The sequence below is a fragment of the Bacillus sp. E214 genome, assembly GCF_008087365.1.
In the GTDB taxonomy this organism is placed as follows: Bacteria; Bacillota; Bacilli; order Bacillales; family Pradoshiaceae; genus Pradoshia.
Window position 1 is genome coordinate 1,037,984 of the sequence record NZ_VENN01000001.1, and the last position, 22,791, is coordinate 1,060,774.

Annotated in this window: 18 protein-coding genes; 7 read left to right on the top strand and 11 right to left on the bottom strand. The window is 36.7% G+C overall.

Going from position 1 to position 22,791, the window contains the following annotated elements; all coding sequences use genetic code 11:
- Positions 1 to 17: 17 nt before the first annotated feature.
- Positions 18 to 1,253, bottom strand: coding sequence for a helix-turn-helix domain-containing protein (locus FHY47_RS04810; protein WP_066103598.1), 1,236 nt, complete (start codon positions 1,251 to 1,253; stop codon positions 18 to 20).
- A gap of 217 nt (positions 1,254 to 1,470) precedes the next feature.
- Here FHY47_RS04810 and FHY47_RS04815 point away from each other — a divergent pair, with 217 nt between their 5' ends.
- The 3 genes from FHY47_RS04815 to FHY47_RS04825 all read left to right on the top strand — a co-directional run bounded on the left by FHY47_RS04815 (position 1,471) and on the right by FHY47_RS04825 (position 6,522).
- Positions 1,471 to 3,777: a glycoside hydrolase family 2 protein gene (locus tag FHY47_RS04815; protein ID WP_148629757.1), complete on the top strand. Its 2,307-nt coding sequence runs from the start codon at positions 1,471 to 1,473 to the stop codon at positions 3,775 to 3,777.
- Between the two features lie 84 nt (positions 3,778 to 3,861).
- Positions 3,862 to 4,863 carry a sugar kinase gene (locus FHY47_RS04820; protein ID WP_148629758.1) on the top strand — a complete coding sequence of 334 codons (1,002 nt, stop codon included), beginning with the start codon at positions 3,862 to 3,864 and terminating at the stop codon, positions 4,861 to 4,863.
- Positions 4,864 to 5,034: 171 nt separating this feature from the next.
- Positions 5,035 to 6,522: a potassium/proton antiporter gene (locus FHY47_RS04825; RefSeq protein ID WP_139892017.1), complete on the top strand. Its 1,488-nt coding sequence runs from the start codon at positions 5,035 to 5,037 to the stop codon at positions 6,520 to 6,522.
- A 103-nt stretch (positions 6,523 to 6,625) separates the two neighbouring features.
- Here the strand turns inward: FHY47_RS04825 and FHY47_RS04830 are convergent, their stop codons facing one another.
- The 3 genes from FHY47_RS04830 to FHY47_RS04840 all read right to left on the bottom strand — a co-directional run bounded on the left by FHY47_RS04830 (position 6,626) and on the right by FHY47_RS04840 (position 12,496).
- Complete coding sequence (locus FHY47_RS04830) at positions 6,626 to 8,800, bottom strand: ATP-dependent Clp protease ATP-binding subunit (RefSeq protein WP_148629759.1); 2,175 nt, start codon at positions 8,798 to 8,800, stop codon at positions 6,626 to 6,628.
- Positions 8,801 to 9,014: 214 nt separating this feature from the next.
- Positions 9,015 to 11,678 carry a pyruvate, phosphate dikinase gene (ppdK, locus tag FHY47_RS04835; RefSeq protein WP_066103591.1) on the bottom strand — a complete coding sequence of 888 codons (2,664 nt, stop codon included), beginning with the start codon at positions 11,676 to 11,678 and terminating at the stop codon, positions 9,015 to 9,017.
- Positions 11,678 to 12,496, bottom strand: a complete 819-nt coding sequence (locus tag FHY47_RS04840) for a pyruvate, water dikinase regulatory protein (protein WP_066103589.1) — start codon at positions 12,494 to 12,496, stop codon at positions 11,678 to 11,680. Before FHY47_RS04840 ends, ppdK begins: the two co-directional genes overlap by 1 nt.
- 311 nt (positions 12,497 to 12,807) lie before the next feature.
- On the opposite strand from FHY47_RS04840, the gene FHY47_RS04845 reads away from it, so the two are divergent.
- From FHY47_RS04845 to FHY47_RS04855, 3 genes are read left to right on the top strand one after another with little or no spacing between them, the layout of a single operon-like run.
- A complete protein-coding gene (locus FHY47_RS04845) occupies positions 12,808 to 14,124 on the top strand; it encodes an alkaline phosphatase family protein (protein ID WP_148629760.1) in 1,317 nt (438 codons plus the stop codon).
- A 12-nt stretch (positions 14,125 to 14,136) separates the two neighbouring features.
- Complete coding sequence (locus FHY47_RS04850) at positions 14,137 to 15,411, top strand: MFS transporter (RefSeq protein ID WP_066103586.1); 1,275 nt, start codon at positions 14,137 to 14,139, stop codon at positions 15,409 to 15,411.
- A gap of 54 nt (positions 15,412 to 15,465) precedes the next feature.
- Positions 15,466 to 15,855, top strand: coding sequence for a DUF3021 family protein (locus FHY47_RS04855; RefSeq protein ID WP_222861896.1), 390 nt, complete (start codon positions 15,466 to 15,468; stop codon positions 15,853 to 15,855).
- A gap of 153 nt (positions 15,856 to 16,008) precedes the next feature.
- Here FHY47_RS04855 and FHY47_RS04860 read toward each other — a convergent pair whose 3' ends face one another.
- Positions 16,009 to 16,764 (bottom strand): exodeoxyribonuclease III, encoded by a 756-nt coding sequence (locus FHY47_RS04860; protein WP_148629761.1) that lies wholly within the window; start codon positions 16,762 to 16,764, stop codon positions 16,009 to 16,011.
- Between the two features lie 118 nt (positions 16,765 to 16,882).
- Between FHY47_RS04860 and FHY47_RS04865 the strand changes: the two genes are divergently transcribed.
- Positions 16,883 to 17,134: an alpha/beta-type small acid-soluble spore protein gene (locus FHY47_RS04865; protein WP_066103579.1), complete on the top strand. Its 252-nt coding sequence runs from the start codon at positions 16,883 to 16,885 to the stop codon at positions 17,132 to 17,134.
- Between the two features lie 461 nt (positions 17,135 to 17,595).
- Here the strand turns inward: FHY47_RS04865 and FHY47_RS04870 are convergent, their stop codons facing one another.
- From FHY47_RS04870 to FHY47_RS04895, 6 genes are all read right to left on the bottom strand, one after another.
- A complete protein-coding gene (locus tag FHY47_RS04870; RefSeq protein ID WP_139892015.1) occupies positions 17,596 to 17,934 on the bottom strand; it encodes a PTS sugar transporter subunit IIA in 339 nt (112 codons plus the stop codon).
- A 737-nt stretch (positions 17,935 to 18,671) separates the two neighbouring features.
- On the bottom strand, positions 18,672 to 19,151 hold the full coding sequence (locus tag FHY47_RS04875; RefSeq protein ID WP_066103576.1) for an acyl-CoA thioesterase: 480 nt from the start codon (positions 19,149 to 19,151) through the stop codon (positions 18,672 to 18,674).
- A gap of 101 nt (positions 19,152 to 19,252) precedes the next feature.
- Entirely contained in the window at positions 19,253 to 19,987 is a 735-nt protein-coding gene (locus tag FHY47_RS04880) for a gamma-glutamyl-gamma-aminobutyrate hydrolase family protein (protein ID WP_148629762.1), read from the bottom strand.
- 127 nt (positions 19,988 to 20,114) lie between these two features.
- Positions 20,115 to 20,981, bottom strand: a complete 867-nt coding sequence (locus FHY47_RS04885; RefSeq protein ID WP_066103573.1) for a YitT family protein — start codon at positions 20,979 to 20,981, stop codon at positions 20,115 to 20,117.
- A gap of 30 nt (positions 20,982 to 21,011) precedes the next feature.
- Positions 21,012 to 21,443: a MarR family winged helix-turn-helix transcriptional regulator gene (locus tag FHY47_RS04890; RefSeq protein ID WP_066103571.1), complete on the bottom strand. Its 432-nt coding sequence runs from the start codon at positions 21,441 to 21,443 to the stop codon at positions 21,012 to 21,014.
- A 174-nt stretch (positions 21,444 to 21,617) separates the two neighbouring features.
- Complete coding sequence (locus tag FHY47_RS04895; RefSeq protein WP_066103569.1) at positions 21,618 to 22,721, bottom strand: branched-chain amino acid aminotransferase; 1,104 nt, start codon at positions 22,719 to 22,721, stop codon at positions 21,618 to 21,620.
- Positions 22,722 to 22,791 lie beyond the last annotated feature (70 nt).

The window sequence follows — 22,791 nt, forward strand, 5'->3', positions numbered from 1 at the left end:
ATGCCGTAGAAAAAAATTTACTCACCTGTTAATCCGGTTCCTTTTACATATTGAGAAGGTGTCATAGATGTAATCCGTTTAAAAATCCTACTAAAGTAATTTACATCATTAAATCCAACTAGGTAAGCAACATCTGTGATTGACATATTTCCATTTAATAAATATAACTTGGCCGCCTCTATTCTTTTTAAATTGATGAAATCGGTGATACTTTTGCCTGTCTCCATTTTAAATTTTTTTGATAAATGTGATGGATTCACATGAATAGACTCTGCTATTTCATTAAGCATCAAGGGGCTTTCCAAATTGAAATTAATATATTGCACAGCATTTTTGACAATTGGACTAAACTTTCGTGTTGAGAACTCATTGACGAGTTCACAATATGCATCAAGCATACTCCTCATAAGCTTGTGTAAATATGGAAGATTATCTGCTCTTTCAATCAGAATAGCATATTTTTCTGAAATATCATGTAGATAAACCGGATGAACTCCGCCTTTTTCAGCAGCAATTCTAAATAATGTATTCTGAACAAACGTTAAATTTTTAGTCGATCGAATTGGATTTTCCGGCACCCTATTTTTTAGATGTACATCAGTTAAACCCGTTAATTGGTTTAATGCCCCTTCCTTATCCCCTCTTGCAATGGCATCTATAATTCTTTTTTCTATTTTATAACGGTGTTCAATGATCTTTTCACGATCCTCTTCTTCATGCTGAATAGGTTTTACTGGATTACTTTGTTTATTAATAGTCGGTGTAACCAGCTGTGATGACGAAATATAGTCGTGAGGACACAAATTTACTAATAACTCTCCAATACTTCTTATTTCTTCATCACTTAGGATTGATAAAGTCTCGTAGAAATCTTGATATTGCTTTCTGTCACTAATGGGTAAACTTTGAGAGGAGATAATTTGGCTGATAAATAAATCTGAAGGTAAATCAGACAAAAAAGGGCCAACCATCACTGTGCCTGCATATTGATCATCTTTCCAGATTCCAGCAAAAATACATTCCAATTTAGCCGAATTAATATAATGTAAATATTCATTTTTATTACTTGCCTTTAAAAATTCCGTGATTGATTTATTTTCCTCTTCGTTATTTGCCAATCCACTTGGTATCTGGTGTTTAGCCATTAGGATAATTTTATTTCCATCCAGGTCAAGCAGTTTTACATCCAATTTAACAATTGAACTGACCAGATTACATAGCTGAGCGTATACTTTTATCTGTTCCTGATTCAATCTAAATCATCCTTTAAAATTCACTTTTTTATTTTCATTATACAATGAAAACGCCATCACTAACTAAAAATAATACTAAAAAAACAAAAATTGTACGATATTTTTCTAAAATTAATACCTATAATGAAATTAATTCAGTAAACACTATATATGAAGACAATCTGTTCTTATATCCTGATTGTTTACTGAATTAATTTATAAACAGGGAGTTCAATACATGAGAAAAGTAATTAATCTGAATGACGCATGGAAATTCATTAAAGAAAACGTACAAGATGCAATGAACCAAGTTTATGATGATGCTAATTGGGAGTCCGTAAACGTCCCTCATACGTGGAATGCGATTGATGGCGCAAATGGATTTGATTTTTATAAAGGAGCATGCTGGTACAGAAAAGAATTTACTGTAGATACTATAAATGCCGGCAATAAAGTATATATCGAATTTAATGGAAGCAATAGTGTCACAGACGTTTATGTTAATGGACAACACCTTGGCCAACATCGTGGCGGTTACTCTATTTTCAGATTCGATATTACAGATGTTCTTACTTTCGGAGGTAAAAATACGATTGCCGTAAAAGTCGACAATACAGTTGTTGAAGATGTATATCCTCAAATGGCTGACTTCACTTTCTTTGGCGGAATTTACCGTGATGTTAATTTAGTTATTGCTAGCCATGTTCACTTTGATTTAATGGATCATGGTTCCCAAGGTGTTTATATCGTTCAAGATGAAGTGACGAAGGAACAAGCATCCATTACCCTAAAAACTAGACTTACAAATGATCATGAAGAAGAGAAAAAAGTTCGTTTATGGGCTGATATGCTTGATGCAGAAGGTAAGACAGCTGCTTATGGAGCAAAAGAGATTGTTCTTCCAGCAGGACAAACTACTGTTGTTGAATTGCCAATCAAAATCGAAAACCCAATCCTTTGGAATGGCCGTAAAAATGCCTATATGTATGAAGCTAACCTATCTTTAACAAGCTATAACGATGTAATTGATGAACTTTCCATTCCATTTGGTGTCCGTTACTTTAAAGTGGACCCTGAAAAAGGCTTCTTCTTAAATGGAGAACACCTTCGTCTGAATGGGGTTTCCCGTCACCAGGATCGTAAAGATATGGGCTGGGCAATCACTAAAAAAGAGCACAAAGAAGATATGGAATTTATCAAAGAAGTGGGCGCTACTTCCATTCGTTTGGCCCACTACCAACACGATCAATATTTCTATGATTTATGTGACCGTGAAGGTATGGTTGTTTGGGCCGAGATTCCGTTTATCTCTATCATGTCCAAGACTGAGCTTGAGGGTATAAACGCTAAACAACAAATGGTTGAGTTAATCAGACAAAATTACAACCACCCTTCCATTATGTTCTGGGGTGTTCAAAATGAGATTCAAATTGGCGGTAACAGACCAGAAGTAAGAAAACTTGTTAAAGAACTTAATGAGTTAACGAAAAAAGAAGATCCAACACGTTTAACTACACAGGCCAACGTTATGTTTGTTCCTGATACAGATGAATACAACTATATCACCGACACGATTGGTTACAATAAATATTACGGATGGTATCAAGGTAAGGCAGAAGATTTTGCTGAGTGGATTGATGCTTATCATGCAACGAACCCACAAGTTAGCCTTGGTATCTCTGAGTACGGTGCAGAAGGTATTATCCAGTACCATACAAACGATCCAAAAGTAAAAGATTACACAGAAGAATACCATACTCTATATCATGAAACTGTATGGAATATATTCGCTGACCGCCCATTCCTTTGGTCAACATATGTATGGAATATGTTTGATTTCGGAGCCAACATTCGTGATGAAGGCGGTGTAAAAGGGAGAAATAATAAAGGTTTAATGACTTACGACCGTAAAATTAAAAAAGATGCATTCTATATGTACAAAGCAAATTGGTCTGATGAAAAATTCGTGCATATTACAAGCAAACGATTTGTAGACCGTGCAGACGAAAAAATTACAGTTAAAGTGTATTCTAACTGCGAGGATGTAACGTTAGTAATAAACGGGACTACCTATACAGCAGAACGTAACCGCGCTGCCTTTACCTTTAATGATGTGGCACTGGAAGACGGCATGAATACTGTAAAGGCAATCGGTACATCCGAAGGAAATACATTCGAAGATACTGCTCACTTCAATAAAGTGGATGAGCCAAATCCAAGCTACCTAGTTCCAGAAAGTGATGCTGGCGGAGTGGTTGCTAACTGGTTTGACATGCCTGATTTAGATGAAGACATGGAAATTGAAGAACTTGTTATCACTGATGATGTATATTCTACTCGCAATACACTCGGTGAGTTATATAAAAATGAAGAAACTAAGAAAGTATTAGAGAAGTATTTAAAAGGATTCAATGAGGATAATCCAATGTTCGGTATGGCAGAAGGTATGTCAATTGATATGCTGGCATCCATGGCGGATGATATATTTACTGAAAAAATGATGTATGCCATTAACAAAGAGTTAATTAAAATTAAAAAAGCTTAATTTAAAAAATGGAAATAGCGATCTGGGTTTATACCCGGTCGCTATCTTTCCTATATTCTTAGTCAAATAAAGAAGGTGCACGTATTGAAATCAATCATGTTATTTGGTGAAATGCTGTTGCGTTTAACACCAACCAATCATCAAATGTTAATTCAGGCAAGCCAGCTGGATATGATTTATGGTGGTTCTGAAGCAAATATTGCTGTCGCTCTCAGTCATTGGGGTGAAAAAACCTCCTATGCTACTTGCTTACCAGATAATAACCTTGGACTTGCCGCTGTCACACAGTTAAGAAAATATGGTGTAAACACTAATCATATCGTCTATAAAGGCAAGAAAATGGGCTTATATTTTGTTGAACAAGGTCATTCCATCAGACCTACAGAAGTCACTTATGATCGCCAAAACTCCGCTTTTGTTGAAGCTTTGCCAAATGATTACGATTTTGAAGCGATGCTTTCCGAAGTTAAATGGCTCCATGTCAGCGGAATTAGTTTAGGTGCAAGTAAAAATGCACGTGAAACGACTATGGAATTGGTCAAGGCGGCAAAACAAAAAGGCATTAAAATCAGCTTTGACTTTAACTATCGTGCAAAATTATGGACATTAGATGAAGCAAGAAAAGCTTACATCGAAATCCTGCCATATATTGATGTTATTATCGGAAGTTACCTGGACGTTCTAACAATCAGACAGGAAAAAAGAGAAGTTAACACATTCGAAGAAAAAATCGCTTTATTAAAAGAGTTTCAAAAAGAGTATCAGTTTGACCAAATTTACACAACTGAAAGAAATATTCTTGGTAACAATGTACAAGAATTACGATGTGCCATTATAACTGAAACAGAGCACTTCACAGCAGGTCCGGTTAAAGTAAATGTTCTTGATCGAATCGGTACGGGCGATTCATTTGTAGCTGGCGTATTATATGGAATCAACAATCAATACAGTCCTCAAGAAATCATTAATTTTGCCCTATCATCATTCGCCTTAAAACATACCATTATCGGCGATTTTCAAATTGCCAGCAAGGCGGATGTTCAACAATTTGATGTTGAAAATGAAAAAGTAGTTATCAAACGCTAATGAAAGCAGGTGCTAAAAAAGCACCTGTTTTTCATTTTCTCCCCTCTTCTGCTCCCTTTCAATAAAAAGCAATTCTCGAAAAACAAGTTTGAAGATTATGCAATTATGGAGATAGGTATATATATTCTATTAACAGCTTATATAGATTTACAGAAAGTGAGTCGATTGTTCATGCCATCTGAAGTACTAACAACTGATTTTTATATTTTAATAGCAGCGATCCTATTAATCCTCGGAATTCTGTCTACCAAATTCTCAGCAAAATTAGGAGTCCCTTCACTCGTCTTTTTTATACTGGTCGGAATGGCCATGGGAAATGATACCTTCGGCGTAATTAATTTTTCGAATGCAGGATTAGCACAAACGATTGGTGTTCTGGCCTTGATTATTATTTTGTTTGAAGGTGGAATACAAACTAAATGGAAATCATTGCGGCCAATTATTCTCCCTTCCCTTTCACTGGCAACCATTGGTGTTTTGATAACCTCTGCAATAGTTACGATAGCAGCTCATTATATTCTTAATGTTGATTGGCTGATAGCTATGTTATTCGGTTCAATTGTTGGATCAACGGATGCAGCAGCAGTATTTGCTGTATTAAAAGGACAAAACATACAAGACCATTCAGGTAAAACATTAGAGGCTGAATCTGGTTCCAATGACCCGATGGCAATCTTTTTAACCGTGTCCTGTATTGAAATGATTACCTCTTCTGAAGTAAATGTAGTTAATCTAATTGGATCTTTTATTGTCCAGATGGGACTTGGTTTACTGCTTGGATGGATATTCGGGAAAATAGCCGTTGCTGTGCTTAATCGGATCAATTTGGAATCAACTGGCCTTTACCCTGTTTTCGCTGTTACATTCGCTTTATTAACATACGGTATTACTGCGAATCTAAACGGAAGTGGATTACTGGCCGTCTATGTAATGGCTATTATCATTGGAAACTCTGAGGTCGCCTATGAAAAAGCTACACAATTCTTTGCCGAAGGATTTGCCTGGATGATGCAAATTTTAATGTTCATTATATTAGGCTTACTTGTTAATCCCGACGATTTATTTTCACTTGAAATTATCTTAAAAGGCTTATTGCTTTCTGTTATTTTAATCCTGATTGCAAGGCCGGCAGCTGTATTCATTTCTACTATTAAAATGAATTTCAATTTTAAAGAGAAAGTATTTTTATCCTGGGCTGGCTTAAAAGGCTCCGTACCAATTGTCCTGGCGACATTTCCCTTACTTGCAAACATTGGAGACAGCCACCTGATTTTTAATGTTGTCTTCTTTGTTGTATTAACAAGTTGTTTAATACAAGGATCCACCATATCCTTCGTGGCTGGCAAACTTGGATTAGCCGAGCCTGCCAGTGAAACCCCTAAGCATTCACTTGAAATTGTCTCACTGGGTAAGGCCAATGCTGAAATGGTGAAATATCAAATGGAACCGGACTCTTTCTTGATTGGGAAAACACTAATTGAAATACCATTCCCTGACCATACATTGGTCAATGCAATCATAAGAGATGACAAATTGGTTACCCCTACCGGTGACACAGTGATCAAAGAAGGCGATTTTCTCTATGTATTGACACCTAAGTTAAAAAAACGCAGCGTAAAACAGTTACTGCGAAAGAAAAATACTGATAATGAAGAATAATAGTAAGATTAGAAGTTAGTATCCTATTTCAAAACTATGATAGCTTAAAGAACAAAATCTCATCAAAAAATGCCTCCTATCTCAAGGATAGGAGGCATTTTTATTAGACAGTCACTACTTTTATTTCGTTTTTGATCACTTCTGCTTTAAATGTTCTCTTGTCTGGGTGATTGAAGACACAATCCGCAATTCCATCCTCAAGTTGTTCCTGAATAACTCGACGTAATGGACGTGCTCCAAAAGCAGGATTATATCCAAGCTCAGCCAGTTTTTCTTTTACTTCATCTGTTATGGTCAGTTTAAATCCTTCATGATCAAGCATTTCATATAGTTCAGCAAGCATAATATCTACAATTTCAAGTAAGTTTTCTTTTGTTAATGATTTAAACTCAATGATGCTATCAAAACGGTTTAAAAATTCAGGCTTGAAGTAGCTGCCAAGAGATTGAAGAATAGATACTTCTTCCTCTACTCCTCCTGCTCCAAAACCAACTTTCTTAACTTTCTCACCGACTCCTGCATTACTTGTCATGATAATCACTGTGTCTTTAAAGTTTACTGTGCGTCCCTGACTGTCTGTTAAACGTCCATCTTCAAGGATTTGCAAGAACATGTGCATCACATCTGGATGAGCTTTTTCAATTTCATCCAAAAGAATGATGCTATATGGTTTACGGCGAACCTTTTCGGTTAATTGTCCGGCTTCTTCATGTCCGACATATCCCGGAGGAGAACCGATTAATTTAGACACACTGTGTTTCTCCATATATTCACTCATATCTAAACGAATCATAGAGTCTTTTGTGCCAAACAATTCTTCTGCCAATGCTTTTGATAGCTCAGTCTTCCCAACTCCAGTCGGACCTACAAATAAGAATGATCCAATTGGGCGATTTTTGGCTTTTAAGCCGGCACGGCTCCGACGAACAGCTTTCGCCACTTTTTGAACGGCCTCATCCTGACCGATTACTTTATTTTTAAGTTCCTCTTGAAGCTTATTCATTCGAACAGCTTCATCCTCTTGTAGCTTACCTACTGGTATACCTGTTTTCTGTTCGATGATTTTCTGGATATCTTCTACAGTTACCTTCGGCTTTTCACCAGTTCCTGTTTTAAGCATATTTTCAAGTTTTTCTTCTTCGTCTCGAAGTTTGGCAGCCTGTTCATAGGCTTCTGTTTTTAATGCCTGTTCTTTTTCTTTGTGAATTTGCGCCAATCTTTCTTTTACTGATTCTTCACCTTGATTTTCAATTGTCAAATTCAATTTAGAACCAGCTTCATCCATTAAGTCAATGGCTTTATCCGGCAAGAAACGATCTTGAATATAGCGGTGTGACAGTTCTACCGCTGCTTCTATTACTTCATCACTAAATTCAACGGAATGGTAGGATTCATATCTTTCTCTTAATCCTTTTAGAATATCTAACGCTTCTGCAGTTGTAGGCTCATTAACCATTACTGGTTGGAAACGTCTTTCAAGTGCCCCATCTTTTTCAATTTGACGATACTCATTTAATGTTGTTGCACCTACTAATTGTAACTCTCCACGCGCAAGCGCTGGTTTCAGAATATTCCCTGCATCCATGGAGCCTTCTGCAGATCCAGCACCTACAAGCTGATGAATTTCGTCAATAAACAGAATCACATTTTTTCTTGTTTGCAATTCTTGAATAAGCTGCTTCATCCGTTCCTCAAATTGCCCACGAATACCAGTATTGGATACTAAGGAAGCAACATCAAGCAGATATACTTCTTTATCCTTTAGTTTTAAGGGAACATTCCCTTCCGCAATTTTAAGCGCAAGTCCTTCAGCAATCGCTGTTTTACCAACCCCTGGTTCACCGATCAGGACTGGATTATTTTTCGTACGTCTGTTCAATATCTCAATTACACGTTTAACCTCTTCTTCACGTCCAATCACTGGATCAATGAGTCCTGCTTTTGCATTATAAGTTAAGTTACGACCGTATTGATCAAGTAATCCTCCACCATTAGGCGGCTGTGTTTGTGTTCTGACCTGTTTATGCTGGTTGTGATTTGTCTGGTCCATTGAGCCAGACATATCTGACATAAATGAATCTCCGTTACCCTGGTTGAAAAATGATTCTAATGTAAATGGCTTAAATGGATGTAAATTCATTCCTCCCATTTGAGCTCCTAATTTATTGCGTTCCTCTTTATAGCATGAAGAACACAAATGATGATTTTCCTGATGTCCATTCACCCTTAATTGCATCTGTACAGTTGCTTGGTTTTGTTGGCATTTTTCGCAAACCATAGATGTATCCTCCTTATAATTCTAAATTTATTTTATCGTTTTACAGTTACTAAACTCATTTGAAAATTGGTCAATTTGACTTTGACTATCTTTGACCTTAATTATATTATACTCTGACCTTTTTTGACTTTCAACTATTTTATACCCCTTTGTTTATTTTTTAATCATAAAAAAAGGAAGCGCCTGATACAGCGCTTCTTAGATAAACAAATAATTAATTAGTCACGGCTTCCTTTATATCATCATATCGCAAAGTTGCCTGTGCAGCTGCCAGCCTTGCCAATGGAACACGATAAGGCGAACAGCTTACATAGTCTAAACCGGCTTTATAACAGAAGTCGATTGATATTTTTTCTCCGCCATGCTCCCCGCATATGCCAGTTTTTAATTCAGGTTTTGTTTGTCTGCCCAATTTCACTCCCATTTCGACCAGCTTACCTACACCATCTTGGTCTAACACTGCAAAAGGGTTTTCAGGCAGGACTTTTTCTTCTATATATGTTTGTAAAAACTTCCCTTCCGCATCATCACGGCTGTATCCAAAAGTTGTTTGGGTTAAATCGTTAGTACCGAATGAGAAGAAGTCTGCCTCTTTGGCAATTTGATCAGCAGTAAGTGCTGCCCTTGGGATTTCAATCATAGTACCAATCGTGTACTGGAACTTTTTGTCCGTTTCTGCCTCTACCTGAATCGCTGTATCCATCACCAATTGTCGCATTTGTTTCAATTCATTCACATGTCCAACAAGCGGAATCATGATCTCAGGCTGAACCGGAATACCGCGCTCCATTAAGTTAGCAATCGCATAGAAAATAGCTTTTGCCTGCATGCCGTATATTTCTGGATGAATCATGCCTAATCGGCAACCGCGATGTCCAAGCATAGGATTAAATTCATCCAATTGACGAACCTTTTTTAACAGTTGCTCTTTTTTCATTAATTCCTTTGAATCAGGATCAGTAATTTGAAGCTTCGTCACTTCGATGATTAATTCTTCTTTATCAGGTAAGAATTCATGTAATGGTGGATCTAATAAGCGAATAGTAACCGGATTTCCCTGCATGGCTTCAAAAATGCCTTCAAAATCCTCTTGCTGCATTGGCAATAAATATTCTAATGCTTTATTTCTTTCCGCAATGGTCTCAGAAAGAATCATTTGTTGGACAAACGGTACACGTTTTGCATCCATGAACATATGCTCTGTTCGACATAGTCCGATTCCGCCAGCCCCAAATTCGAGAGCCTTTCTTGCATCCTCTGGATTGTCGGCATTTGCACGTACCCCTAGTTTTCTAGTTTCATCCGCCCATGATAATAAAGTTAAAAATTCATCCGATAATTCTGGATCAATCATTGGAATCTCTCCAAGCATGATTTCACCTGTAGATCCATCTATCGTAATGGTATCATGATGGTTCACTACTGTATCGCCAACTCTGAATTGCTTTTCTTTTAAATCAATCTTTAATGGCTCACAGCCGCAGATACATGGCTTTCCCATACCTCTCGCTACCACGGCAGCATGGCTTGTCATTCCCCCACGGGTTGTAACAATTGCCTGGGCAGCAACTATTCCATGAATATCATCAGGTGTCGTCTCAGGACGGACAAGAATGACCTTTTGGCCGTCATTGCCCAATCTTTCTGCTTCATTCGCATCAAATACTACTTGGCCTGTAGCAGATCCTGGTGATGCTGGAAGGCCTTTAGCCAGTTGTTTTCGTTCATAAGTGTCATCAATTCGGGAGTGGAGTAGCTGATCCAATTGCTCCGGATCTACTCTTAACAGCGCTGTTTTTTTATCGATGATCCCTTCCTGCACCATTTCTACAGCAATTCTAATGGCTGCCTGTGCAGTACGTTTACCGGATCTCGTTTGAAGAATATATAATTGTCCACGCTCAACCGTAAATTCTATATCCTGCAAATCCAAATAGTGTTTTTCAAGCTGCTTGCATGTATTTACGAATTGTTCAAAAACATCTGGCATATCATTTTCCAAGGTATGTATAGGCTGTGGTGTCCTGATTCCCGCAACTACATCTTCTCCCTGAGCATTAATTAAATATTCCCCATATAAAACATGCTCTCCGGTGGATGGGTTTCGGGTAAATGCCACTCCTGTTCCGGAATCTTCACCCATATTCCCAAAAACCATGCTTTGAATATTAACTGCTGTTCCTAAATGTCCAGGAATTTTATTTAAACGTCTGTACACTTTTGCACGCTGATTATTCCAAGAATCAAATACCGCTTTAACAGCTAAAAACATTTGCTCACGAGGGTCTTCGGGGAAACTTTGTTTCGTGTGCTTTCTAACAATATTTTTATAACCTTCTATAACTGTTTTCCAATCTTCGGCGGTTAATTCAGGATCATTTTGATACCCTTTTTGTTCACGTATATCTTCCAGCAATTGCTCAAAATAAAATCCATCAACTCCCAAAACCACATCGCTGAACATTTGAATGAAACGACGATAAGAGTCATAAGCAAACCTTGGATTTCCTGTTAACTCTGCCATGCCAACAACCGTTTTATCATTCATACCGAGATTTAAGACAGTATCCATCATACCCGGCATTGAAAAGACGGATCCTGATCTAACAGAAACTAAGAGGGGATCAGTTGGGTCGCCAAGCTTTTTACCAGTGCTCTGTTCAAGATTTTGGAGTGCCTCGAGAATTTGCTCTTCCATCTCTTCAGTAATTTGTTTTTCATTTTCATAATAAGAGTTACAGGCTTCTGTACTGATGGTGAATCCAAATGGTACAGGTAAACCGATATTCGTCATTTCAGCTAAATTAGCTCCTTTACCACCCAATAAATCTTTCATATTACTATTTCCTTCGTTAAAAAGATAAACATATTTAGTCATCATACATAGCTCCTCTCACCTTTTAAAATATCCAAAATAATACTCGCTGTTTCTTCAATAGCTTTATTGGAAACATTAATGATCGGACAGCCGACTCTTTTCATAATTTTCTCGGCATAATCCAATTCCTCTAATATTCGCTCATAACTGGCATAGTTAGACTGAGAGGTTAAACCTAATGATTTTAATCTTTCTTTACGGATTGCATTTAACTGGTCTGGAGTTATAATCAGACCAACACATTTACTCTTTTTAATTTTGAATAACTCATCAGGCGGTGAAACTTCTGGAACTAAAGGCACATTGGCTACCTTGTACCCTTTGTGTGCTAAATACATCGATAATGGAGTTTTTGAAGTCCTTGAGACTCCTATTATCACAATATCTGCATTTAAAAGACCCCTTGCATCTTTACCATCATCGTACTTGACGGCAAATTCAACTGCTTCAACCTTACGAAAATAGTCTTCATCCAATTGTCTGGTTAATCCTGAAAGATGATTGGCTGGCTTATGGAATTTTTCCTCAAATGCATTTAATAATGGAGATAACAGATCAACTGCTACTACATTCGCTTCTTTAGCCCGCAAATCCACATGCTCTTTTAAGGAAGGAATAACAAGGGTGTACGCAATAATGGAGGAGTCCTGTTTTGCTAAATTGATAATTTCATCAATATCTTCTTCACTTTTTACATATGAATTTCTTCTAATATCTACTTGTCCGCCATTAAACTGTGTGGCAACCGCCTTTACGACAAATTCTGCTGTTTCTCCTACCGAATCAGATATAACGTATACAATTTCCCTCTTGTTCATCAGCCAATTCCCTTCTATCCATAAATTAGTTATGTATTCGTAATATATAAGCAATGACTGTTATTTTTCTGTTCATCTCCCTCTCTAAATCAACCTCAATTAATTTTTTCGTTAACTTAATAGTATCACCACTTTTTTAAAATTCAAACTAATATGTTATACTTTTTACCAATTAGTATAACATAATTTACTTCTTGAAAATCATCTATTATATATAAATATATCTCAATTTTATGTATTTTCAAAAAAAATAAACTATACAATTCATTACACAATAGTAAAATAAAAGATAAAGCGGAAAGGAGGTATCTATGAACGGCCTAACAAAGCGAATAATTGTAATATCTTTTGATTGCTTATCTGCATTGGATTTTCCTAAATTAACTAATTTAACGCACTTCAGGGATATAATTGAGAGAGGATCTTATGCAAACCATGTTCAAACCATCTACCCCTCTTTAACCTATCCTTGTCATACATCCATCATCACAGGTAATTATCCGAAAAGACATGGGATTATCAACAATACGCTTATTCAGCCCGGCCGGAAATCTCCTGATTGGCAATGGTACAGATCTTCTATTAAAGGCACTACTTTATATGATCAGGCAAAAAAGGCCAACCTAACAACCGCTTCCCTTTTATGGCCTGTCACTGGCCGTGCGAACATCGATTACAATTTGCCGGAAATTTTTCCAAACAGACCCTGGCAAACTCAACTGCTTGTCTCACTCTTCAGCGGCAGTCCTCTCTACCAATGGCAGCTGAATAAAAAATTCGGCCATCTGAGGCAGGGACTGAGTCAACCACATTTAGATGACTTTGTGCTGGCCTCTTGCCTTGAAACAATCAAAACGAAGCAGCCACATTTACTTCTTGTTCATTTCACAGATTTGGATTCAAAGCGACATGACCATGGATATGATTCCAGCGAAGCTAATGAAGCACTGACAAGGCATAATGAACGTCTTGGCCAAATTATTACCACATTGAAAGAAATACAATTATATGAAGAAACAACAGTGATTGTCCTTGGGGATCACAGTGCATTAGATGAAAATAAAGCGATACAAGTAAACACCCTATTTAAACGGGAAAATTTTATACATATTAACAAACAAGGAAAATTGATCAATTGGAAGGCTTATTGTAAATCCTGTGATGGATCAGCATATATTTACGTAAAAGATAAAGAAGATATCGGTACCTACAAGCGAGTTCAGTCATTATTGACTAAATTAATGGAGAACAAAGACAACGGGATTGAACAAATCCTGACTGGTACTGAAGCAGAAAATTTAGGGGCAGACCCAGCTTGTGCCTTCATGCTTGAAGCAAGAAAAGGGTTCTATTTCACGGAATCTTATGAAGGCGATTTCATTAAGCATATAAGCGCAGAAGATGTGAAGCGTGAACCCAAATATACATTGGCCACACATGGATATTCTCCTCAAAAACCAGATTACAGCACCGTATTTATAGCAGCAGGCAAAGGAGTCACAAGCGGACAAATCATTCCAAACATGCACCTTGTCGATATAGGTCCTACATTAGCTGCTATGCTGGGTCTCTCCCTGGGAGAAACAGATGGAAAGGTGATAGAAGCGTTTATCCAGCCAAAAGAATAAAGGAGGTAAGGTATGAGTTCACTAACAAAGCAGGAGAAAAGCTGGGCTTTTTATGACTGGGCAAATTCAGCCTATTCAATTGTAATCGTGACAGCCATCTTTCCTATTTATTTCAAAGCAGCCGCAGATGCAGCGAATATATCGAATGCTACGTCAACTGCTTATTGGGGTTATGCCAATTCTATTGGTACATTATTAATCTCTATTTTGGCACCGCTCTTGGGTACAATTGCAGATTTTAAAGGATTTAAGAAACGTTTCTTTATTTTCTTTTTTTCACTGGGGATACTCTTCACTTTCATGCTAGCAATCGTACCTTTTGATCAATGGATCATTTTATTGATTTGCTACATCATCACTTCCATTGGTTTTGCAGGCGCAAATATTTTTTATGATGCCTTTTTAGTAGATGTGACCGATGATAATAAAATGAGTAAACTCTCTGCTCACGGATATGCATTGGGGTATATAGGAAGTACCATTCCATTTATCATTGGGATTGCGCTCACCCTGCTCGCTCAACAAAAAATCATTCCACTCTCCATTACAGCAGCAATGCAAGCAGCCTTTATAATCACAGCACTATGGTGGGGATTATTTACGATTCCGCTGTTAAGAAATGTACAACAAACATATTATATTGAACGGGTTAGAAACCCAATCAGGATGAGTTTTAAACGCCTGTTTGCTACGTTCCAAAATATCAGAGCCTATCGTCATTTATTTATTTTCCTGATTGCTTATTTTTTTTATATTGATGGTGTGCATACGATTATTACGATGTCGACTGCCTATGGAACTGATTTAGGCTTTAGCTCGACTACCTTGTTAATTGTTTTATTTGTCACGCAAGTCATAGCCGCTCCATTCTCTTTGCTATATGCCAGACTGGCAGCTAAATACAATGAAAAAATCATGATTTTAGTAGGTATAGCAATCTACACATTTATTTGTATCTACGCTTATTTTATTACGTCAGCGCTTGATTTTTGGATATTGGCTATCCTGGTAGGTACGTCACAGGGTGGGATTCAAGCTTTAAGCCGCTCCTATTACGCTAAACTTGTGCCAAAAGAGTCTTCAAATGAATTTTTTGGCTTTTATAATATCTTTGGAAAATTTGCTGCTATTACCGGTCCATTTTTAATGGGAATCACAACGCAAATTACCGGCAATACAAATATTGGTGTGCTTAGTTTAGTGGTCCTATTTATCATTGGCGGGCTCTTCATGCTCCGTGTGCCAAATACTGCCCAGCATGCCCCTACTGTTACGGCAAAATTATAAATATGTTAACAAATATAATCTGTTTATTGGTAAGGTCTACTCTTGTGAATATGTATGAACGAGGTGAAGACAATAGCTTATGTAACGGCAGGAATGATAAGAGCGTTTATACCTTTTTTAATTTTGACTAGTATATCAATTGTTCTTTATTACGGCTCTGGACCGGTTCATGAGGTAAGAAGTACGTTTATTGTGGGTATAATCAGTGCTCTAGTTGCAGGTTTTTCAGTTATATACAGTATTGATGGCTGGTCGTTGAAGAAGCAGAGTATAATTCACTTTGGTTTTATGCTTTTGACCATTTTTCCATGTCTTATTTTCAGTGGATGGTTTGAAATAAAACCTTTAATGGATATTGCAGCCTTATTGGGTATCTTTTTGATATGGGGAATTACTTTATGGAGTATCTTCTACCTCATTTTTGGTATTCTAATCAAACGGTAAACCATAAAGAGATTTACAGAATGCTTTAACAAACAAAAAGAAACACTTTCTCGAAATGCTGAAAGTGTTTCTTTGTTTTCAAATAATTTTTAGATTAATGCCTTACTTTTGAATATGGACTTCTCTATACGACTAACTAAAAATTACATCGACTCAAATTTTCATTTCCAAAGAAATTGGACAATGGTCACTACCCATAATTGACGTCTGGATTTCTGCTTCGGTAATTAGATTAGCGATTGATTCAGACACAATAAAGTAGTCAATCCGCCACCCAATATTACGTTCGCGGACTTTGCTCATATAAGACCACCAGCTATACACTTCTGTTTTATCAGGATAGAGATAACGGAAGGAATCAACAAAACCGCTAGATAATAAAGCTGTCATCTTACCTCGTTCCTCATCTGTGAAGCCAGAATTCCCTTTATTTGATTTGGGGTTTCGTAAATCTTCGGGTTTATGAGCAACATTTAAATCTCCCGTTAAAATCACTGCTTTCTCTTTATTCAATTCATGTAAGTAAGCATAAAGTAAATCTTCCCAAACCAAACGGTACCCAAGCCTTGCCAGGTCACGCTGTGAATTTGGTGTATACACATTTACAATGAAAAATTGATCAAATTCCAATGTAATGGCTCTGCCTTCCACATCATACTCATCATTCCCAATCCCGTATTTAACGGATAATGGTTTTTGACGAGTAAAAATTGCCGTGCCTGAGTATCCTTTTTTTACAGCGTAATTCCAGTATTGATAATAGCCATCCAGCTCCAGATTAATCTGGCCCTCCTGCAGTTTAGTTTCCTGCAAACAAAATATATCAGCGTTTAATTCTTTAAAAGTATCCAAAAAACCTTTTCCAACGCAAGCTCTTATCCCATTCACATTCCAAGAAACAAATTTCATAACTTCAATTTTCCCCCTGCTAAATATCTCTATCTAATTCATATAAAATTCATTATAACAAATCGAGTAGATAAAATGCGGTTTGGGCACCTTATATTTAAAGGAGACGTGATTAACGATGGCCAAACGCAGAAAAATTTTAGTACCTGAATCCAGGGAACAATTAGATCAGCTGAAAGCAAAAGTGGCGCAAGCCGACCACCCGGACAGAGCAAAATATGAAGTAGCTAAAGATCTTGGCATTCCCCTCAATGAAGGATATAATGGTCGCATTGCTGCAGCAGATGCAGGAAAAATCGGCGGTAAACTAGGTGGAAGCATGGTGAAGGAATTAACCAAATTGGCAAAGGAAAATATATTGAGGCAATAAAAAAAGCCTCTCAGGCTTCAAAAAAAGTTAAGTGAAGAATTATAAAAGCTGAAATTTATAGAGCTACAGAGTTTTTCAACTATTTTGTTAACCCCCGAAGATACAAGTTGATTGCTCGTTAACTCAATTACAGCTAATCCTGTTTTCCAAAATTACCGTTTCACTCTCAAATGATTTAATTTACTTTACTGTACTCAGACGCAACCGGAAGATCGCCAATTGCTATTGGTAAGGCCCTTACTTGTAATAATACAGCTGATTTCAACAACGCTGTCATAGAGTAAACTTCCTGATTGCTCCTTTATTCATTGACAGCTTGTTGTAATGCCTTTCTACCCATCAATTCAATGATAATACAAGCAAACCTTCTTTTTAATTTGGCAACGCTCCTACTCTTTCCAGTTTTTATTTGCCATCTTCAATATCGGTAAACCATAATCCCTTCACAGCCAATTTATTCCTCATACATTTTTATAAATTCTTCTATCAATTCCGGTGTGTAACTCGCTGCTTTCATATAATTCTACAAATTCAGCAGCCATATTCTTAACTGTCAAGGTTTTCATCAGATTATTCTGTGCAAGTAGCATTAAGAATGATACATTCATAACTTCTTCCGTTTCTTTCTGTAATAAACAAACTTGCGTTTGATGAGCCATTAGAATAGCATCTGTTGATTCTTTCAATTTTTGGTGAGCTAGGCTATAATCTCCGTGCTTCGCTGCAGCAATTGCTTCCACCGCACAGCTTCGACCGTCTCCACCATGGAGAATTAACCTGAATTTTTCTACTTCATTCATCATTTTCCCTCCATTTAGATAGATTTGATATTTTATAATATTGCAGTCCTCATCTCTGATTCTCCTGCTTTATCTTATGCTATCCATATTTTCATATCTTTTAATACGTATCAGATTGGAATTTCCAATCAATATTCCATAGTCGAAAAATCATTCATAACGTTGATAAAACAATACCCTTTTTAAAGGCTTACTAACCAGAAATTTCAAATGCAATAAATCTCATAATCATCAGCATTCACAATTAGTATTTTCATATAATATAGTACCTTCGTTTGAGTTATTTATATCTGACGATCCTAAGATTTTTATGATAGGATAATCATCCAATTAATACTGGGAACATCTGATCTTGAGTCTATATCACTCTCTGTAAACCCTGTTCAGTTTCGGAGGTATACACATGGTTAATATGAAATATCTAGAGGAGTCAGATACCATTATTTATTTTTCAGAAATAAAAAAGGGAAGGCCTCAGCCCTCCCTGTTATCAACTGTGTTAATCTCTATAATAGTAAACTAGCTCCCTCAGGTTACTGAATTCGGTCTGGATCTATGTATATGTTTTCTCTCTTCTTTGGTAGAAGTAACTCAACTATAGCTATTCATCTCTAGAAATTTCCTTCTAATTTAGGACTATTTCTTTTTAAAAAGCAGGAATAATTGAGGAGTATTAGCCGTTACAAAAATCATCATAAAACCTTGAAAAACATATTTCCAAGGCTTTGGTGACTCCCTTATTTAGATTTCTGCTTTCTCATTTTCCGTTCTTGATACTTCGCTTCAGCACGATTATACAGCTCTTTTTCAAGCTCGGTTTCAGGCAGTACTTTAGGAACTGAAGAGGGCCTTCCATCTTTATCAATCGCAATCATGGTCAAGAATGCCTCAGACGTTAGTCTTCTCTCTCCAGTCATCAGATTCTCTCCTTCAACCCTTACATACACCACCATTGAGGTATTGTGTGACCAAGTAACAAACGCCTCCAAACAGATAGCCTGCCCAGATTTAATAGGAGCATGAAAATCGAACGAATCACTTGAAGCTGTAACCACTGGTTTTCTACAATGACGCATCGCAGCAATTCCTGCAATTTTATCAACATACGCCATTACCTTACCACCAAAAATCGAATTGTACTGATTTGTATCAGCAGGTAAAACTAAATCAGTCAAATAAGCTTTTGAATTACTTGGTACTTTGCCTTCATCCAACATGGCGCTCGACCCCTAACCCAGTATATTCTATTTATCCCAATATACTACACATAGAAAAAGACTGCCAAATGACAGTCTTTTCGTTTAGCTTACTTAATTTCTCATAAAGCGTTTTGCTTACAAACACCAATAAAATGTCTTAACAATTGATCCATGCTGGCATCATGTTTACGCAATTCTTCTGGATGAAATTGTGTTGCCATAATTGAATCATCAATTCCTTCAAACGCTTCTATTAATCCATCTTCAGCCTTCGCGACTGGTTTTAAGCCTTTACCTAACTCTTTTATGCCCTGATGATGAAAACTATTCACATCCATTTTATCCTTTTTGACAATACTATATAGTTGGCTATCCTGTTCTAAAAAAACTGTATGAACTGGCTCAGGCCGCTCTACATTTGATAGATGCTCCAAATCATCAGAATTATCATCTTCTTTATCTTCTTCAACATGCTGGTAGAGACTTCCACCTGCTGCTACATTAATTAAATGTGAACCCCTGCATATTCCAAATAACGGTTTCCCTTGCTTGCGTGCTTCATCAATGATTTGGAAATGTGATTGATCTAGCCCCTTATGTGTGTCTCCTAAATCCTCACTTGGTGGTTCATTGTAAAATATCGGATTCACATCAATACCACCCGTTAATAAAATCCCATCAACCATCGAAACCCAAATCTTAGCGAGTTCCTCATTACCCAATGGAAAAATCAATGGAATTCCACCTGTTTTTTTTATTGCTTCTGAATAACTTAAAAATACAGTTGTTGTATTGTTTCCTTCTATTTTTAATATATTACTTGTTAACCCAATAATCGGTTTATCATTTTTCATATCTAAATTCCTCCCTTAATCTCTCACTTCTATTCCCATTAAATATTATTTTTACTCTAGAAATATTTGTAATTTATTCAACTAACAAAAATAGCAGCCCAATGATGAGCTGCTATCGTATTAAATATTAGTGTATGTTTTTCTTTTCAAAGTTACCGCCCATAACATCAGAAACGTTCTGAATCGCTATAAAGGCATTTTCATCAATATCATGTACAACATCTTTTAATTTAGCCAATTCCAGACGTGTCATTACGCAATAAACCATTTGCGTATCTTCCTTTAGGTAGCCACCCTTTGCATAAATAAACGTGGTCGATCTTCCAAGGCGATCCTGAATAGCCTCTGAAATTTCTGCATATTCGTTGGAAATAATCGTTACAGATCTAGATTCATTTAAACCTTCTACTACGATATCCATAACCTTAGCGGCCATATAATACGCGAAAATAGAATACATTGCAGAATCCCATTCAAATACGAAACCTGCAGCTATAAAGATGAAAACATTTATGAACATAATGATTTGTCCAACTGGTAATCTTAATTTCTTAGATAATAAAATCGCTATGATTTCTGTACCGTCAAGGGCACCGCCAACACGAATGACAATCCCAACTCCAAGTCCAAGAATCAATCCTCCAAATAACACAGCCAGGATTTTCTCATCTGTAAATGGCTCAATATGATGCAACATTGCTGTACTAACAGAAAGGACAGCAATACCATAAATAGAGGAAATCGCAAAAGTTTTACCAATTTGTTTGTATCCAATATAAAGGAATGGCAAGTTAATAATAAAGATGAATAGTCCCAACTGTAATTTGGTTATATGTGAAAGCATAATGGATATCCCAGTTATTCCACCATCAATGACACTGTTTGGTACCAAGAAGAGTTCCAATGCAACAGCCATCATGACTGCACCAAGTGTAATGAAGAAAAATCTTGTTAGTATTTTTAATATAGATGCTTTTTTATGTGTTTTTGGCAAAACTATTCCTTCTTTCTTTATAAATATTTATTATTTTGATTGATAATCAGTAAATTTTTGAAGAATAGAATTTAATATCTTCAGTTCGTGTTCATCCAGTAAAGCTGCATACTTTTTTAAAATTTCTCGGGAGTTCTCTCTTGCCTTCTGAAGAACTTGAACCCCCTCTTCGGTAAGTGTTACAGCGACAAACCTTCTATCCTTCTCATCTTGAACTCTTGAAACAAATCCATGCTGCACCAGCCTTTCAAGCATGACGGTGATCGCGCTTGGTTTCACATTGAGGATTTTCGCTAAATGTTTAACGTTTGTCACTTTTTCTTTTTCAATTTTATTTAACAAATGAAATTGCGATCCGGTAATCCCCAAATCCTGATGCTGCGTAATCTCCGACATGATTGTTCTAATTGTTGAAATCAATATACTTTCAAATTCTTCTATTTGATTTTCTTTACCATCCATCCTATATTGTCCTCTCTTACATCGAGAATAATTTTAATTTTTTTGCTTAATTATTATACCATATTATAATTAAATAGTTTAACTATCTTATATATACACTTTCCAAATTAATATTAACCAAACAAAAAGGCATAAAAAAAACCGTGGTTACCCACGATTCTCTTTCAAAACTTTTTATTTATATACATGTATCTGGCTTTCTTCTTTGACTTCCTTTATCCAATTGAATGGATCTTCTACTTTTCCATTTTGTATTCCTGTGATGGTATCATATAATTTTTGCGTTAACGTTCCTATTTTCCCTTTGTTGATGGTTAAAATTTCATTATCCCATAATAATTCACCAATTGGCGAAACTACTGCTGCTGTTCCTGTCCCAAAGGCTTCTTCCAATTTCCCATTTTTATTAGCCTCAATAATCTCCTGCATAGAAACTCGACGTTCTGTAACTGGGATGTTCCAATGTTGTAATAGCTGAATAATTGATTGACGAGTCACACCATCCAATACACTGCCGTTTAATGCAGGCGTGACAACCTCACCATTTATTTTAAAGAAGACGTTCATGCTTCCGACTTCTTCGATATACTTTTTCTCAATTCCATCAAGCCAAAGCACCTGTGAACAGCCAAGTGCTTCTGCCAATTCCTGTGCTTTAAGACTGGATGAATAATTACCGCCTGTTTTGGCCATCCCTGTACCGCCCTTTACAGATCGTACGTAATCTTTCTCAACACCAATTCGAACGGGATTGATTCCCTCTTTATAATACGCTCCCACTGGTGACAAAATGATTATGAACTGATAATGCTTGGACGGTGCAACACCCAAATAAGGTTCTGTTGCAATAATAAACGGCCGTACGTATAAAGAAGTACCTTCCCGGTCCGGAATCCATTCACGATCAATATCGATTAGGATTTCCAATGCCTTGATAACAAACGACTCATCTATATGGGGGATGCATAAACGATCATTAGATTTGTTCATCCGTTCAAAATTCTTTTCCGGTCTAAACAGAAAAACCCGATTATCGTGAGTACGATATGCTTTTAGCCCTTCAAAAACCGTTTGTCCATAGTGAAAAGTCATGCAGGAAGGCTCAAGTGTAATAGGTTGATAGGGAATAATCCTCGGATCATGCCACCCACCCAATTCTTCATCATAATCCATAATAAACATATGATCCGTAAAAATTCTTCCGAAGCCAAGTGTTTCAGGATTGGGCTTTTCTTTTTTATAATTGGTTTTTGTGATAGAAATTAGTTGAGTATCCATGTGATGTCCCCTTTAAATTGTCAGAATAATTAATAAAATTAATTGTACTCCTCAAATAGGGAACCTGCAA

Bases quoted from the DNA above. Each gene is read 5' to 3' on its own strand.
- FHY47_RS04815 (WP_148629757.1), top strand. From the start codon at position 1,471: ATGAGAAAAGTAATTAATCTGAATGACGCATGGAAATTCATTAAAGAA.
- FHY47_RS04825 (WP_139892017.1), top strand. From the start codon at position 5,035: ATGCCATCTGAAGTACTAACAACTGATTTTTATATTTTAATAGCAGCG.
- FHY47_RS04830 (WP_148629759.1), bottom strand. From the start codon at position 8,800: ATGGTTTGCGAAAAATGCCAACAAAACCAAGCAACTGTACAGATGCAA.
- ppdK (WP_066103591.1), bottom strand. From the start codon at position 11,678: ATGACTAAATATGTTTATCTTTTTAACGAAGGAAATAGTAATATGAAA.
- FHY47_RS04840 (WP_066103589.1), bottom strand. From the start codon at position 12,496: ATGAACAAGAGGGAAATTGTATACGTTATATCTGATTCGGTAGGAGAA.
- FHY47_RS04845 (WP_148629760.1), top strand. From the start codon at position 12,808: ATGAACGGCCTAACAAAGCGAATAATTGTAATATCTTTTGATTGCTTA.
- FHY47_RS04850 (WP_066103586.1), top strand. From the start codon at position 14,137: ATGAGTTCACTAACAAAGCAGGAGAAAAGCTGGGCTTTTTATGACTGG.
- FHY47_RS04855 (WP_222861896.1), top strand. From the start codon at position 15,466: ATGAACGAGGTGAAGACAATAGCTTATGTAACGGCAGGAATGATAAGA.
- FHY47_RS04860 (WP_148629761.1), bottom strand. From the start codon at position 16,764: ATGAAATTTGTTTCTTGGAATGTGAATGGGATAAGAGCTTGCGTTGGA.
- FHY47_RS04865 (WP_066103579.1), top strand. From the start codon at position 16,883: ATGGCCAAACGCAGAAAAATTTTAGTACCTGAATCCAGGGAACAATTA.
- FHY47_RS04870 (WP_139892015.1), bottom strand. From the start codon at position 17,934: ATGAATGAAGTAGAAAAATTCAGGTTAATTCTCCATGGTGGAGACGGT.
- FHY47_RS04875 (WP_066103576.1), bottom strand. From the start codon at position 19,151: ATGTTGGATGAAGGCAAAGTACCAAGTAATTCAAAAGCTTATTTGACT.
- FHY47_RS04880 (WP_148629762.1), bottom strand. From the start codon at position 19,987: ATGAAAAATGATAAACCGATTATTGGGTTAACAAGTAATATATTAAAA.
- FHY47_RS04890 (WP_066103571.1), bottom strand. From the start codon at position 21,443: ATGGATGGTAAAGAAAATCAAATAGAAGAATTTGAAAGTATATTGATT.
- FHY47_RS04895 (WP_066103569.1), bottom strand. From the start codon at position 22,721: ATGGATACTCAACTAATTTCTATCACAAAAACCAATTATAAAAAAGAA.